Below are 14754 nucleotides of genomic sequence, written 5' to 3'. Positions count from 1 at the left end.
CATGAATCATTAACCATATAAACATTGAAGATCATGATTATCATTGACAAACTTAAAAAGAATTTCGGTGAGAAGATTGCCGTAGACATAGAACACTACGAAATCAATCAAGGCGATATGCTCGGATTGGTGGGAAACAACGGTGCCGGTAAAACAACTCTCTTCCGAATCATGCTGGATCTGTTAAAAGCAGACGATGGTAAGGTGATTATTAATGATATTGATGTCAGCCAAAGCGAAGACTGGAAAAGCATTACCGGTGCTTTCATTGACGATGGTTTTCTGATTGATTATCTCACTCCGGAAGAATATTTCTATTTCATCGGAAAGATGTACGGACTAAAGAAAGAAGAAGTGGACGAACGTCTGATTCCTTTCGAACGTTTTATGAGTGGAGAAGTGATCGGGCACAAGAAGCTAATCCGTAACTACTCCGCAGGTAACAAGCAAAAGATCGGAATTATTTCTGCCATGCTTCATTACCCGCAATTACTGATACTGGACGAACCATTCAACTTTCTCGATCCAAGTTCTCAGTCTATCATCAAACATCTGCTCAAGAAATATAATGAGGAGCATCAAGCTACGGTTATCATATCCAGTCACAATCTCAATCATACCGTAGATGTATGTCCGAGGATTGCTTTATTGGAACACGGTGTCATCATCCGGGATATTATCAACGAGGACAACTCCGCAGAGAAAGAACTGGAGGATTATTTTAATGTAGAAGAAGAGTAAACGGTAAATAGGGAATGATAAAATAATGAATGGTAAGTATCCATCCTTACTAAAATTATTGCATAAACTAATTATGATGAGATATATAACAGAAAAGTCTGATACCCATAAGTCTAGTATAAAGAAACCTGATAGAAAGAAAAGATACTTTCTGCAATTCATCCTTTTATTAGGACTGATTGCCAGCCTTAGTTCCTGCCGCACTTCCGCACCCCGGCTGGATTATCAAGCATTGGCGCGAGCTTCTATATTGTTGGGGGTAGATATTAATATGGAGGATAACCATAAGCTCTATCTGGAAGCAGCCAACTGGATAGGGGTTCCCTATCGTGGTGGAGGTGATTCGAAACGAGGAGCCGACTGTTCGGGATTAGTTTATCAAGTGTACCGTAAGGTATACCGCACCCAAGTGCCGCGTAACACGGAAGATCTAAAAAAAGAAAGTAATAAAGTCGCCAAACGGAATCTCCGGGAAGGAGACTTGGTATTCTTCACCAGCAGTCGTTCAAAAAATAAAGTAACTCATGTAGGCATTTACCTCAAAAACGGTAAGTTTATTCATTCCAGCACCAGTAAAGGAGTGATCGTCAGCAACTTGAACGAGAACTATTATACCAAACACTGGATAAGCGGCGGCAGGATACGTTAATTATCAACTTCTAATGATATAAAATTATGAAATCATTCATCGGAGCAGTTCTATTTATTTGCGTGGCATTCAGCGCCAATGCACAGCTTTTATGGAAAGTGTCCGGCAACGGACTGAACCAACCTTCCTACATCATAGGTACTCACCATCTAGCACCGTTCAGCATCATGGATAGCATTGCCGGACTTAAAAAGGCTATGAATGAAACTCAACAAGTATATGGAGAGATGAAAATGTCGGAAATGCAATCGCCTGCCACCATGGAAAAGATGCAAAAGGCAATGATGATTGAAAGTGATACCACGCTAAACTCTCTCCTTTCTCCGAAAGACTTTGAGACTGCTAATAAATTCTGCAAAGAAAACCTGATGGTAGATTTAAATATGGCTCCGAAGCTAAAACCTGCCTTCTTATTAAATAATGTAGTGGTGATGGCTTACGTAAAACATATAGAGAAATTCAACCCGCAAGAGCAACTCGACACATTCTTTCAAAGTCAAGCCATCCAAAACGGAAAAAAGGTGGACGGACTGGAAACTGCAGAATTCCAATTCAACCTGCTTTTCAATGGCAGTTCACTACAACGGCAAGCACAACTATTAATGTGCACTCTTAACCATATAGAGACTGAAGTAGAAAACCTGAAAAGGCTCACAAACGCCTACATGAACCAAGATCTGAACACCATGCTTAAAATCAGTGAAGAACGTAAAGGCGATCAATGTGACGCACTTCCCGGCGAAGAAAATGTCCTAATTTACAACCGTAATAAAGCATGGGCTGAAAAACTACCGGCAATCATGAAGGCTGCCCCGACTTTTGTTGCAGTAGGCGCCCTGCACCTCCCCGGAGAAAAAGGATTATTAAACTTACTAAAAAGACAAGGATACACAGTAGAAGCTGTGAAATAAGAAAAGTATTTAGTACTTTTGCGGAAAAGTTTTCCCCAATGAACTACAAAACCTATTTATTCGATTTCGACTACACACTAGCCGATTCGTCGCGTGGTATCGTTAAGTGTTTCAGAATTGTACTTACCCGGCATCAGTATTTAACCGTTACTGATGAAGCTATCAAGCGTACAATCGGCAAAACATTGGAAGAATCATTCAGTATCCTTACCGGAATTACCAACCCGGCACAGCTGGAGGCCTTCCGGCAGGAGTACAGACTGGAAGCTGATGTACACATGAATGTAAATACCCGTCTTTTTCCCGACACATTGTCTACACTGAAAGAATTGAAGAAACGGGGTGCCCGCGTCGGAATTATCTCTACCAAGTATCGTTTCCGGATATTGAGTTATCTGGAAGAATATCTGCCTAAGGATTTTCTTGATATAGTAGTGGGAGGAGAAGATGTAAAAGCACCGAAACCTTCGCCGGAAGGAGTTAAATTTGCATTGGAACATCTGGGAAGTAGCCCCGAAGAGACATTGTATATTGGAGATAGCACCGTAGATGCCGAAACAGCGCAGAATGCAGGAGTCGATTTTGCAGGTGTGCTGAACGGAATGACAACGGCAGAGGAACTTCGTGTTTATCCACACAAAATCATTATGCAGAATTTAGGAGAATTAGTCCAATAGGCTACAATGAGAGCTAAAATGCTCATTTATTTGCCGTAATCATTTTATCTCCTATAAAAAATAAAAGAAATATTTGTCGGGAACGAATAAAAATAGTACTTTTGTGCCCGATTATTCCGCAACGGGTTCGATAAAGAGTTCTTTAAGTGATTAAAGACCACCCGCCGGAGCTAACTTATACATTTATATATAAGATGTACGCAATTGTAGAGATTAACGGTCAGCAATTTAAAGCAGAAGCTGGTCAAAAGTTGTTCGTTCACCACATCGAAGGTGCAGAAAACGGTTCAACAGTAGAATTTGAAAAAGTTCTTTTGGTAGACAAAGACGGAAACGTAACAGTAGGTGCTCCTACCGTAGAAGGCGCTAAAGTTGTTTGCCAGGTTGTTTCAAACTTGGTTAAAGGCGACAAAGTTCTTGTTTTCCACAAGAAAAGAAGAAAAGGACACAGAAAACTGAACGGTCACCGTCAACAGTTCACTGAATTAACAATTACAGAAGTAGTAGCTTAATCAATTAAAAAGTAAGAAGAAATGGCACATAAGAAAGGTGTCGGTAGTTCTAAGAACGGCCGCGAATCACAAAGTAAAAGATTAGGCGTTAAGATATTTGGTGGCGAAGCTTGCAAAGCAGGTAACATCATCGTTCGTCAAAGAGGTACTGAATTCCACCCGGGTGAAAACATCGGAATGGGTAAAGACCACACTCTTTTCGCTTTAGTAGATGGTACAGTTAGCTTCAAAGTTGGCAAAGAAGACAGAAGATATGTTTCTGTTGTTCCTGCTACTGAGGCATAATTGCACAACTGAAAATATTTAAGAGAAGGAGATGTAATCCATTGGATTACATCTCCTTTCTTTTTAACAACCAGAGTTTTATATATCACTCTAAAAGAGACATGTATGTATCATTCACTGCATATATGTTTATTATACAGCTCAATACATGTATTATATATATCATAGACACATCATATATATTATATATAACACATATATTTGCTTGATTATTCGTTTTTTCTTTATCTTTGTAGCCTTAAATAAGAAAGTTCATAAAAAGTATAGATATGCTTACCATTAAACAAATTACAGAAAACACAGAGGCGGTACTCCGCGGACTGGAAAAGAAGCATTTCAAAAATGCAAAGGAAACGATCGATCAAGTGATCGCTCTTAACGACAAGAGACGTAGCACACAAAATGAATTAGATAAGAATCTGGCAGAGGTTAACTCGCTTTCACGCACCATCGGTCAACTGATGAAAGAAGGCAAGAAAGAGGAAGCTGAGACTGCACGCGCACGCGTTGCCGAACTAAAAGAAGGTAACAAAGAATTAGACGCCGCTATGACACAGGCTGCAACAGATATGCAGAATGTACTTTACACCATCCCCAACATTCCTTACGACAGCGTACCCGAAGGTGTAGGCGCTGAAGATAACGTAGTGGAAAAAATGGGAGGTATGGAAACTGAACTTCCTAAAGATGCACTCCCCCACTGGGAACTGGCTAAGAAATATGATTTAATAGACTTCGACCTGGGTGTAAAAATCACAGGTGCAGGTTTCCCTGTATATAAAGGTAAAGGCGCACAACTTCAACGCGCTCTTATCAACTTCTTCCTGGACGAAGCACGCAAATCCGGATATACTGAAATCATGCCACCGACAGTAGTTAACGCAGCTTCCGGCTATGGCACAGGACAGCTTCCTGACAAAGAAGGACAAATGTATCATTGCGAAGTAGATGATTTATATCTGATTCCGACAGCAGAAGTGCCTGTAACCAACATCTACCGTGATGTAATTTTGGAAGAAAAACAGTTGCCAATAATGAATTGCGCCTATACACAATGTTTCCGTCGTGAAGCTGGTTCCTATGGTAAAGATGTGCGCGGACTGAATCGTCTGCACGAATTCTCCAAAGTAGAATTGGTTCGCATTGACAAACCGGAACACTCCAAACAATCTCATCAGGAAATGCTAGACCACGTAGAAGGTCTGTTGCAAAAACTGGAACTTCCATATCGTATCCTCCGCCTCTGTGGTGGTGATATGAGTTTCACTGCTGCCCTTTGTTTCGACTTCGAAGTATATTCAGAGGCACAGAAACGCTGGTTGGAAGTAAGTTCCGTATCCAATTTCGATACCTATCAGGCCAATCGTCTGAAATGCCGTTACCGTAATGCAGAAAAGAAAACCGAACTCTGCCACACACTGAACGGTTCAGCATTAGCACTGCCACGTATCGTTGCTGCCCTACTCGAAAACAACCAGACTCCGGAAGGCATTAGAATTCCGAAAGCGTTGGTTCCGTACTGCGGCTTCGACATGATAGACTAAGACTTGATCTGACAGACTAATAAAAGCACCCTTATATAGAGAGCCACTCATCAAAAGAGTGGCTTTTCTTTTATATTTCGCAAATAAGCTGTATCTTTGCCAAAATTTATATCATTCTGATAGCAGTTACGTAATAAAAACAACAAATTAATTAGATAATGAACAAAATCATTAGCAAGGAACGCTTTTCTGAAAAAGTATTCAAATTTGAAATTGAAGCTCCTTTAATTGCTAAATCTCGTAAGGCCGGACACTTCGTCATCGTACGTGTAGGCGAAAAAGGAGAACGTATGCCATTGACTATCGCAGGTTCCGACCTGAAAAAGGGTACCATTACTCTGGTAGTGCAGGAAGTCGGGCTTTCTTCTACCCGTCTCTGCGAGCTGAATGAAGGCGAATCTATCACTGACGTAGTAGGCCCACTCGGACAAGCTACCCATATAGAAAAATTCGGAACAGTAATCTGCGCTGGTGGTGGTGTAGGTGTGGCTCCGATGCTTCCTATCGTACAGGCTTTGAAGGCTGCCGGTAACCGTGTTATCACTGTATTGGCTGGACGCAATAAAGATCTCATCATCTTGGAAAAAGAAATGCGTGAAAGCTCTGACGAAGTAATTATCATGACGGATGACGGTTCTTACGGCCGGAAAGGTCTGGTGACAGAAGGTGTAGAAGAAGTTATCAAACGTGAGAAAGTAGACAAATGTTTCGCTATTGGCCCTGCCATCATGATGAAATTCGTTTGCTTGCTGACTAAAAAATATGAAATTCCGACAGATGTTTCGCTAAACACTATCATGGTGGACGGAACAGGTATGTGCGGTGCTTGCCGTATCACTGTAGGAGGAAAGACTAAATTCGTTTGTGTAGATGGTCCGGAATTCGACGGTCACCAAGTGAATTTCGACGAAATGCTGAAACGTATGGGTGCGTTCAAGAATATCGAACGCGAAGAAATGCATAAGCTGGAATCGGAATGTGAAGCAACCAAAGAAATCGATGAAAAAAGTCGTAATGCTACTTGGAGACAGGAGTTACGCAAATCCATGAAGCCAAAAGAACGTACGGCTATTCCTCGTGTAGAGATGAATGAACTCGATGCTGAATACCGTTCACACAGCCGTAAAGAGGAAGTTAATCAAGGATTAACAGCAGAACAGGCTGTTACAGAAGCCAAACGCTGTCTCGACTGTGCTAATCCTGGATGTATGGAAGGCTGTCCGGTAGGTATTGATATTCCCCGCTTCATTAAGAATATCGAACGCGGTGAGTTCCTCGAAGCTGCTAAAACATTGAAAGAAACAAGTGCGCTCCCTGCAGTTTGCGGTCGTGTGTGTCCGCAAGAAAAACAGTGCGAATCAAAATGTATTCATCTGAAAATGAATGAAAAGCCGGTAGCTATCGGTTATTTGGAACGTTTTGCAGCTGATTACGAACGTGAAAACGGACAAATCTCCGTACCTGTCATTGCAGAGAAAAACGGCATCAAAATAGCTGTTATCGGTTCAGGACCTGCAGGATTGGCATTTGCCGGAGATATGGCTAAATATGGATATGATGTAACTGTATTTGAAGCGCTGCATGAAATTGGCGGTGTATTGAAATACGGTATCCCCGAATTCCGTTTGCCAAACAAGATTGTAGACGTAGAAATCGACAATCTCGGTAAGATGGGCGTTAACTTCATCAAAGACTGTATTGTAGGAAAAACTATCGGTGTAGAAGACTTGAAAGCGGAAGGTTTCAAAGGAATATTCGTGGCTTCCGGTGCCGGACTGCCAAACTTTATGAATATCCCGGGAGAGAACTCTATCAATATCATGTCTTCAAATGAATACCTCACCCGTGTCAATTTGATGGATGCCGCCAGCGAAGATTCGGACACTCCGGTAGCATTCGGTAAGAATGTGGCAGTAATCGGTGGTGGCAACACAGCTATGGACTCTGTCCGTACGGCAAAACGTCTTGGCGCTGAACGTGCTATTATTATCTATCGTCGCTCGGAAGAAGAAATGCCTGCACGTATCGAAGAAGTAAAACACGCCAAAGAAGAAGGGGTTGAATTCCTCACTCTGCATAATCCTATCGAATATATTGCTGATGAACAAGGTTGCGTAAAACAAGTTATTCTGCAAAAGATGGAATTAGGCGAACCGGATGCTTCCGGACGTCGTAGTCCTGTAGCCATCCCGGGAGCAACAGAAACAATTGACATAGATCTGGCCATTGTCAGCGTTGGGGTATCTCCTAACCCGATTGTTCCAAGCTCTATCAAAGGACTGGAATTAGGACGGAAAGGAACTATCGCAGTAAATGACAACATGGAATCTTCTATCCCGATGATTTACGCAGGTGGCGACATCGTTCGCGGTGGAGCTACTGTAATTCTGGCGATGGGTGATGGTCGTAAAGCTGCCGCTGCTATGCATGAGCAATTGAAAACAAACGCCGGCAACTAACTGCCGCTTATTAACACCCGGGCTAAAACCAACTCACACGTGGGTAGAACATCGATCACCCCCGGCATAAAAAGTAGAATAAGAAAAGCCTCGTTTATGAACTGTAAACGGGGCTTTTCTCATTTCAAATATCAAAGATACTTTCTACTTTACCACTTTATTCGTCGCAGGATCAGGGAAAATTACAGCCGGTTTAAACGACTTGGCTTCCTCAAAATCCATCAATGCATAGGACATGATTATCACAATATCATCGGGTTGCACCTTGCGGGCAGCAGCACCATTCAGACAAATTTTGCCCGAACCGCGTTCACCTTTGATAATGTAGGTTTCAAAGCGTTCACCGTTGTTATTATCAGCGATATACACTTTCTCTCCCGGAATCATGTTTGCAGCATCCAACAGGTCTTCATCAATCGTGATACTACCCATGTAGTTCAGATTTGCCTCCGTGACACGTGCACAATGAATTTTCGACTTCAACACTTCAATCATCATAAGGTTTCGTCTTTTTAGTTATTCTTTATATTTAATGTTATCGATCAGCCGGACTTCTCCACAGAACACTGTGATGCATCCTACTGCGTAGGAAGTATCTTCCCAATTACTAATTTTCTGCAATGTGTTTCCGTCTACGATCTCAAAATACTCCATACGCAAACCCGGAGCGGCTTCAATCGCATCTTCAACCATCTTTTGCGTCTCGCTCACTGTATGAGTGGCTGCAAAGTTACGACTTTTAAATAAGGTGCGAGAAATATTTAAAGCATTTTCACGTTCTTCTGCAGATAAACGTTTGTTCCGGCTACTCAATGCCAGTCCGTCTTCCTCACGTACAATTGAACAACCTACAATTTCAAGGTTATATTTCAATTGTCGAACCATCTCACGAATAATTGCTAACTGCTGGAAGTCTTTCTCTCCGAAATATGCACGATCCGGCTGTACAGCATCAAACAGCTTGCTAACAATTTGGCAAACACCGTTAAAATGTCCCGGACGGAAAGCACCTTCCATCACCGTATCCAATGGTGCATAGCTAAATTGACGGGTATCCGGTTCCGGATACATTTCGCTAACTGAAGGAGCAAAAGCGAAATCCGCCCCGCATTCTTCCAACAAACGGCAATCTGCATCCAATGTACGCGGATATTTCTCCAAGTCGTTTTTATCGTTAAACTGTGTGGGATTCACAAAAACACTCACAACAGTTACACCATTCTCACTTACGCTGCGCTTTACCAGAGATGCATGTCCCGCATGTAAAGCACCCATTGTAGGAACCAGTCCCACCTTTTTACCTTGGGCTCTTAGGACAGCCAATTCTGCCTGTAAGTCCTTGATAGTGTGCACTACTTTCATTTTCGTCAATTGGTTTATGTTTTACTCGTTTGCAAAAACTCTGCAAAATAAACTAATATTTGCCACATAAAGAAAGAATATCTTATTTAATGTGTCTTTTTTTTCGTATCTTTGCAGAATATTATAGTGAACTATTGTTATTATGACAAAGGCGAATAAAGTTTTATTTATTACTCAAGAGATTACACCTTACGTTTCAGAATCCGAAATGGCCAATATAGGTAGAAACCTTCCACAGGCGATACAAGAAAAAGGCCGTGAAATCAGAACCTTTATGCCTAAATGGGGAAATATCAATGAGCGCAGAAATCAACTGCACGAAGTGATCCGCCTCTCTGGTATGAACCTGATTATCGACGATACTGACCACCCCTTGATTATAAAAGTTGCTTCTATCCAATCCGCACGCATGCAGGTATATTTCATCGATAACGATGATTATTTCCAGAATCGTATGCAGACAACGGATGAAAATGGTATAGAATATGATGATAACGATAGCCGTGCCGTTTTCTATGCACGCGGTGTATTGGAAACAGTGAAAAAACTTCGCTGGTGTCCTGATGTCATTCACTGTCATGGCTGGATGACAGCTTTAGCTCCTCTTTATATTAAGAAAGCCTATAAAGACGAACCTTCTTTTCGCGACGCTAAAGTGGTATTCTCTGTTTATGAAGATGATTTCAAGAGTACGCTTAGCGACGATTTCGCAACAAAACTGATGCTGAAAGGTATTACTAAGAAAGATTTAGGTGATTTGAAGGAACCGGTAGACTACGCCGCTCTTTGCAAACTCGCTGTTGACTATTCGGACGGAGTAATACAAAACAGCGAAAAGGTAGACGAGTCTATTATTGAATATGCCCGCCAATCTGGCAAATTGGTACTTGACTACCAAAACCCGGAAAACTATGCAGATGCCTGCAACGAGTTCTACGATCAGGTATGGGATGCTACTGCAAACGAAGAAGAATAAAAAAATCAAGATACGACGATCATGAAAGCAAAATACGCCTTAATAGCTTTACTGGCAATCACCTTTTGGGGTTGTGATGACAACACTGCCGGACTGGGATTGGGAATGTTTCCGGGAAGCGACCAAAATATCAATGGACAATTAAAAACATATCCTGTAACAACAAGTTCTGTGGCTGCCGGACGAATTTATGCTAAAACAAATATTGGATATGTAGGTAAATTCACAGATAGTCAATTCGGTACTTATCAGGCGGGATTCTTGTCTACACTGAATTGTCCGGAAGGATTGACTTTTCCTGGATTGTATAACAATACTGCTTTCGGTAATAATAAGAAGATTACCAATACAATGGTAGAAAAAGCTTCTGATGATATCGTATTGATTCATAAGGACCCAAATGATGAAAGTAGCGAAGTCATAGGCAATATCCATACTATCGAACTTTATTTATGGTACAATAGTTATTTTGGAGATTCATTAACGGCCTGTCGTCTAAGTATCTATGAGTTAGACAAAGAATTAGAAAAAGCGGAAAATAAAGATTATTACTATACTGACATTAACCCAGATGAGTTTTATAAAGAGAGTGATATTTTAGGAAGTAAAGCATATACAGCTGTTGACCTCTCTGTTAAAGACTCTATTCGTAACTTAGACACTTATGTTCCAAGTGTACATCTTACTTTTGAGAAGCCTATTGCTGAAAGAGTAGGAGGAAACATATTAAGAGAATTCAGAAAAGCTCAAGATAAAGGTGCTAAATTTGATAATAAAGAATTCTTTGAAGCATTCAAGGGACTATATGTAAGGAGCGATTTTGGAGACGGAACAGTATTATATGTCGATCAGGTTCAAATGAATGTTGTATATAAATGTTATGCTATTGATAGTATAAAAGGAACGCCACATTTAACACACGACGGAAAAGACTCAACCTATTATGCCTATCGTGTCTTTAACTCTACACGTGAAGTCATTCAAGCTAATCGACTCGATAATGATAGCAAAATTGATGAACTAATTGAGAATGATAAGACTTGTACATACCTAAAAACTCCTGCCGGAATTTTCACAGAAGCCGTTCTGCCTATTAGTAAGATCAATGAAGAATTATCAGGAGATACATTAAATGCTGTAAAATTGACATTCTCCAATTATAATCAAGCAAGCAATAATAACAACTTTGGAATGTCTGCACCATCTAACGTAATGCTGATACGGAAAAAAGATAAAGACAGATTCTTTGCAAAAAACCTGCTAAATGATGGAGTTTCTTCTTTCCTAACTTCTCATTCCACCAGTACCAACCAATATACTTTCAACAATATCACTGGTCTTATCAATGCGTGTGTAAACGACAGAAAAACTGCAGATAGAGATATAAGGGAAAAAGGTAAGGTTGAGTATACAGTGTATGATACAGAAACTGGAATTGATGAAGTTAAATCAACTAATGATATCACAGAATGGGAGAAAGCTACAGAATGGGATAAAGTTGTATTAATTCCGGTTCTGGTAACTTACGACTCTTCAAATAACAATAATTATTATGGTACTTCCAGCAATATTATTGGTATCCAACATGATCTGCGACCCGGATATGTAAAATTAAAAGGAGGAGAAGAGGGTGGAGCACTAAACTTGGAAGTTGTTTATACCAGTTTTACAAAACCATAGATAAAGACTAAAACATACAAATTAGTCCTAGATTAAACAGTAATAAATAAAGAGAGGGTCCACTTCACACATTGAATGGCACCCTCTTTATTTATGCATTAAAAATACAACACAATCGAATAAATAAAACAGATGTATCCAAAAAAGCCGCGAGTTTGATTCTATCTCACTCACGGCTTCATATATAAACAAGATTTTATTCTTTTCCTATTTTACTGTAGCCTTTTTTGCTTTACCTGTAGCCTTCTTCGGCTCCGCAGCAGCTTTCTTAACTTCAGCTTTCTTTGCAGCAGGTTTTGATTTAGCAACAGCTTTTTCTTTTACTGTCGGTTCTTTAGCATCAGCAGCCTTCTTAACAGTTGCTTTCTTTGCAGCCTCCACTTTTGCCTGCAATTTAGCCACTTCTTTCTCCAACTCTGTAATCTCATCTCCCTGGTTCTTAATTGTAGTCAACAAAGAATTTAATTCTTCACTGTCTACATCGGCAGGATATAGTGCATCTACCCGTTTGATAAAGTCACCCAGAATATTCATATAGTTAGTGAAAGCATCATAAGGAGAATCATAGATTCCACGATTCAACCACATACCATTATTCTTCGTTGTCATAAAACGGAAGTTATTGCTAGCCTGCAAATAATCCCAATCCTGTTTGATACGACGGTCGTCACACAAATGAACACGTTCAGCTACACTATACAATTTATTGAAAGCCTCGCGTTGCATAACATTACCCAGCCAACAACTAGTATCTCTCTCTTCATCCACCCACGACATCGGATATGCAACATCGAGTTGTGATACTGATTTCAGCTTCGTTACAATTTCAGTCGGTGTAGAAAAAGTAATCCCCTTAGCCTTTGCACATTCCGGCAACGCTTTTAAGAATTCAAGAATATTAGAGGATAACGGTTGAGCCATACCAAGCGAACTCAATTCCATAAAGATATTAATAACTTGCTCTTCTTGCGGCAATACATCAATCCAATTAATATATTTATCGGCAAACAAAGGATATTCCGCCCAATCAGAATTAGAGAAACGTAAACTGATGTCGTCAGAGAGTTTGAAATCCCGCAACAAGAGCTTAAGACTTGGAGCTTGATTACAGTGATAAACATAATGCGGACTCTTCCATCCCAAGATATGTTTAGCCCCTTCCGTCAACATCCCCTTGAAGCCCATAGAAGCTACCAAGCCACCAATTTCATCAGAATAAATCAGACTAGAGTTGCGGAATACTTTCGGTTCTTTACCAAACATCTGTTTCATCTTATCACGTTGACGAAGCACTTCTTCGCGGAAGCAATCCTCGTTGGCAAGTGAAGACAAACCATGTGAATAAGGTTCACACAAAAACTCACAACATCCTGTTTCATTCAACTGGTGCAATAAATCAATGACTGCCGGAGCATGAATTTCCAATTGTTCCAAGGCTACCCCCGAGATAGAAAGCGCTACTTTAAAAGCACCACCCGAGTTTTTCACCATCTCAATTAAAGCATTGAGAGCAGGAATATACGAACGTTCAGCAACCTCATTCATACCCGTTTCATTCGCATAGTCATCGTAATAATAATGGTCATTACCAATATCGAAGAAACGATAACGTTTCAAATGGATAATTTGATGTATTTCAAAATAAAGACAGATAGTTCTCATTTTTATTTATTGTTTTGTTATTTACCATAGTTTCTTAACACAGTCTCATAGAGAGCACGGATTCTCAAGCCAACTTTCTCCCAAGTAATCCCATCTACTTCCTTCTTTCCCTCTTCCTTGAGGTATTCGAAAAGAGACGGATTAGTACAAAGAGAATGGATAGCGTCAGCCATTGCATGAATATCCCAGTAGTCAGTTTTTATCACCTTATCAAGAATCTCGCCACACCCCGACTGCTTAGAAATAATGGAAGGTGTTCCACACTGCATGGCCTCCAATGGAGCAATGCCGAAAGGTTCAGAGACAGATGGCATGACAAATACATCGCTGTTCTTATAAACCTCATATACCTGCTTACCTTTCATAAAACCCGGGAAATGGAACCGGTCAGCAATACCACGTTCGGCCACCAGATTAATCATAGCATTCAACATATCGCCCGAGCCAGCCATGACGAAACGAATATTACGAGTACGACGCAACACAAGTGCAGCAGCTTCTACAAAATATTCCGGTCCTTTCTGCATCGTAATACGTCCGAGGAAAGTGACCACCTTTTCTTTTGAATGATCGGGACGTGGAATGTCCAACAGCTCCTGCGACAATGGATAAACAGCATTATGCATTGCAAATACTTTTCTGGGATCTTGATGATACTCGTTAATAACAGTGCGGCGAGTCAACTCGGATACGCACATGATACAATCGGCATGATCCATACCATTCTTCTCAATCGAATAAACAGTAGGATTGACTTTGCCACGAGAACGGTCAAAATCAGTAGCATGCACATGGATACAAAGCGGCTTTCCACTTACCATCTTGGCATGTACGCCGGCAGGGTAAGTCAGCCAGTCGTGAGCATGAATAATATCAAACTCCTGCTGACGAGCCACTACTCCGGCAATGATCGAGAAATTGTTAATTTCTTCGTGTAAGTTCCCGGGATAACCACCAGCAAACTCCATACATCCCAAATCATTCACATGCATATAAGAAAAATCGGCATAGATATGATCACGGAAAGAATAATACTCCTCTGGTGTCATTTCCAACAAGCGGGACTTCAAGTAGTCGTAGTTGACATCACGCCACACGATGGGTACTTGATTCATACCGATTATTTTCAAGAACTTTTCTTCTTCGCCGCTAGGTTTAGGCATACAGAAAATCGTCTCCATATCACCTTGCAGACTCAATCCTTTAGTTATTCCATAAGAAGCAACTGCAAGACCACCATATATTTTGGGAGGGAATTCCCATCCAAACATTAAAACTTTCATCTTCGTTCCTCCT

At 40.7% G+C, this 14754-nt stretch carries 14 protein-coding genes; 10 read left to right on the top strand and 4 right to left on the bottom strand.

The features are described 5' to 3' along the window. Window positions 1-33 precede the first annotated feature (33 nt). From HMPREF9010_RS04315 to HMPREF9010_RS04345, 8 genes are all read left to right on the top strand, one after another. Window positions 34-741 (top strand): ABC transporter ATP-binding protein, encoded by a 708-nt coding sequence (locus HMPREF9010_RS04315; protein ID WP_004301798.1) that lies wholly within the window; start codon window positions 34-36, stop codon window positions 739-741. 25 nt (window positions 742-766) lie between these two features. After that, complete coding sequence (locus HMPREF9010_RS0124725; RefSeq protein WP_008650891.1) at window positions 767-1390, top strand: C40 family peptidase; 624 nt, start codon at window positions 767-769, stop codon at window positions 1388-1390. 26 nt (window positions 1391-1416) lie between these two features. Next, window positions 1417-2301, top strand: coding sequence for a TraB/GumN family protein (locus HMPREF9010_RS04320; protein WP_008650890.1), 885 nt, complete (start codon window positions 1417-1419; stop codon window positions 2299-2301). Between the two features lie 38 nt (window positions 2302-2339). After that, complete coding sequence (locus HMPREF9010_RS04325; RefSeq protein WP_008650889.1) at window positions 2340-2978, top strand: HAD-IA family hydrolase; 639 nt, start codon at window positions 2340-2342, stop codon at window positions 2976-2978. A 194-nt stretch (window positions 2979-3172) separates the two neighbouring features. Next, window positions 3173-3490 carry a 50S ribosomal protein L21 gene (gene rplU, locus HMPREF9010_RS04330; RefSeq protein WP_004316691.1) on the top strand — a complete coding sequence of 106 codons (318 nt, stop codon included), beginning with the start codon at window positions 3173-3175 and terminating at the stop codon, window positions 3488-3490. Window positions 3491-3511: 21 nt separating this feature from the next. Then, a complete protein-coding gene (rpmA, locus tag HMPREF9010_RS04335; RefSeq protein WP_004301792.1) occupies window positions 3512-3775 on the top strand; it encodes a 50S ribosomal protein L27 in 264 nt (87 codons plus the stop codon). Window positions 3776-4044: 269 nt separating this feature from the next. Then, window positions 4045-5319 (top strand): serine--tRNA ligase, encoded by a 1275-nt coding sequence (gene serS, locus HMPREF9010_RS04340; RefSeq protein ID WP_004301791.1) that lies wholly within the window; start codon window positions 4045-4047, stop codon window positions 5317-5319. A 158-nt stretch (window positions 5320-5477) separates the two neighbouring features. Next, window positions 5478-7778 carry a bifunctional dihydroorotate dehydrogenase B NAD binding subunit/NADPH-dependent glutamate synthase gene (locus HMPREF9010_RS04345; RefSeq protein WP_008650888.1) on the top strand — a complete coding sequence of 767 codons (2301 nt, stop codon included), beginning with the start codon at window positions 5478-5480 and terminating at the stop codon, window positions 7776-7778. A 144-nt stretch (window positions 7779-7922) separates the two neighbouring features. On the opposite strand, the gene panD is transcribed toward HMPREF9010_RS04345, so the two are convergent. Next, window positions 7923-8276, bottom strand: coding sequence for an aspartate 1-decarboxylase (gene panD, locus HMPREF9010_RS04350; protein ID WP_004301789.1), 354 nt, complete (start codon window positions 8274-8276; stop codon window positions 7923-7925). A gap of 18 nt (window positions 8277-8294) precedes the next feature. After that, window positions 8295-9140: a pantoate--beta-alanine ligase gene (gene panC / locus HMPREF9010_RS04355; protein WP_004309009.1), complete on the bottom strand. Its 846-nt coding sequence runs from the start codon at window positions 9138-9140 to the stop codon at window positions 8295-8297. A 142-nt stretch (window positions 9141-9282) separates the two neighbouring features. On the opposite strand from panC, the gene HMPREF9010_RS04360 reads away from it, so the two are divergent. Both HMPREF9010_RS04360 and HMPREF9010_RS04365 read left to right on the top strand, forming a co-directional pair. Then, on the top strand, window positions 9283-10116 hold the full coding sequence (locus HMPREF9010_RS04360) for a glycogen/starch synthase (protein ID WP_008650887.1): 834 nt from the start codon (window positions 9283-9285) through the stop codon (window positions 10114-10116). 21 nt (window positions 10117-10137) lie between these two features. Then, window positions 10138-11796, top strand: coding sequence for a DUF4270 domain-containing protein (locus HMPREF9010_RS04365; protein WP_008650886.1), 1659 nt, complete (start codon window positions 10138-10140; stop codon window positions 11794-11796). Window positions 11797-12003: 207 nt separating this feature from the next. Here the strand turns inward: HMPREF9010_RS04365 and HMPREF9010_RS04370 are convergent, their stop codons facing one another. Together HMPREF9010_RS04370 and HMPREF9010_RS04375 are read right to left on the bottom strand one after the other, a co-directional pair. Beyond that, on the bottom strand, window positions 12004-13458 hold the full coding sequence (locus tag HMPREF9010_RS04370) for a glycoside hydrolase family 57 protein (RefSeq protein ID WP_008650885.1): 1455 nt from the start codon (window positions 13456-13458) through the stop codon (window positions 12004-12006). Window positions 13459-13475: 17 nt separating this feature from the next. After that, a complete protein-coding gene (locus HMPREF9010_RS04375; RefSeq protein ID WP_008650883.1) occupies window positions 13476-14741 on the bottom strand; it encodes a glycosyltransferase family 4 protein in 1266 nt (421 codons plus the stop codon). Between the last annotated feature and the right edge of the window lie 13 nt (window positions 14742-14754).

The organism is Bacteroides sp. 3_1_23 (assembly GCF_000162555.1).
GTDB lineage: Bacteria > Bacteroidota > Bacteroidia > Bacteroidales > Bacteroidaceae > Bacteroides > Bacteroides ovatus.
Note: the sequence above shows the minus strand (reverse complement) of the source record. Positions and strands in the feature narration are given on the sequence as shown.